Here is a 998-nt window from a genome sequence, read left to right on the forward strand (position 1 = left end):
TGCTAACAATGTATAACCGCAATTACGGCGGATTCGACTGCGTCCGAATCCACGAGTAATTGCTAACGTGAGTGCTTTTCCGAAAAACATTAAATTTAATCCCGTAACTGCGGTTATACTAAACGTTGGCATTAATATAAAACAACCATCGAACTAATGGAAAACGAATTTGCAAAAGTGATGTCTGAAAGGACAGACGAAGAATTAATTAAGATTGTAACAATTGAAAGAGGAAGTTATAATCCGACTGCAATCGAGGCTGCGGATTCTGAAATTGAAAAGCGGAATATTGACACGAGCGAATTTGAGAAAATAAAAGAAAAAGCGACTGTCGAGAAAGAACAAAAACAAAAAGTTGACTCGAACGTAGTTGGCTCTGGAATCAGATTTTTGAACTTCATAATTGATTTTATAATTTGGTTAATTATTGCAGGAATTTTGACTTTCCCATTAAGCGCAAAAGACGGAAATCAAATGTTACTTGGATATGTAATTATGTTTGCGACATTCATTGGATATTATGCTATAATGGAAATCAAGTTTCAGAAAACAGTTGGAAAATTTGTAACAAAAACGAGAGTTGTAAAAATGAACGGAGAGAAACCTGAAAATTCGGATATTATTTCTCGAACTTTTTGCAGACTAATTCCTTTTGACCGAATTTCGTTTCTATTTACGAAAAACGGAATTCACGATTTTTTGTCTAAAACTAAAGTTGTGAAAGACACAGTTGAATAAAATACTAATGCCAACACCGTATATAATTTATTGCTTGGTTCTCGCCTACTTACGAAAGTTCTCGCGGACTTTCTTGGTCAGTAATTATTTACTAGATTAGTTGCTTGAAACACGCAACAAACCATATACAAACACGTTGTAAAGCATTAAAAATGAACCGACTTCTATTAATAATTGCCATATTATCATTTGTTAGTTGTAAAACAGACACCGAACTGTTTGATGAAGTAAATGAAATGGCTCAATTTGATAAAGTTTAC

1 protein-coding gene is annotated in these 998 nt (G+C 33.6%); it reads left to right on the forward strand.

All coding sequences use genetic code 11. The features are described 5' to 3' along the window. Positions 1–156 precede the first annotated feature (156 nt). On the forward strand, positions 157–738 hold the full coding sequence (locus ESV24_RS15185) for an RDD family protein (RefSeq protein ID WP_111817168.1): 582 nt from the start codon (positions 157–159) through the stop codon (positions 736–738). Positions 739–998 lie beyond the last annotated feature (260 nt).

The organism is Aequorivita lipolytica (genome assembly GCF_007997135.1).
GTDB classification, from domain to species: domain Bacteria; phylum Bacteroidota; class Bacteroidia; order Flavobacteriales; family Flavobacteriaceae; genus Aequorivita; species Aequorivita lipolytica.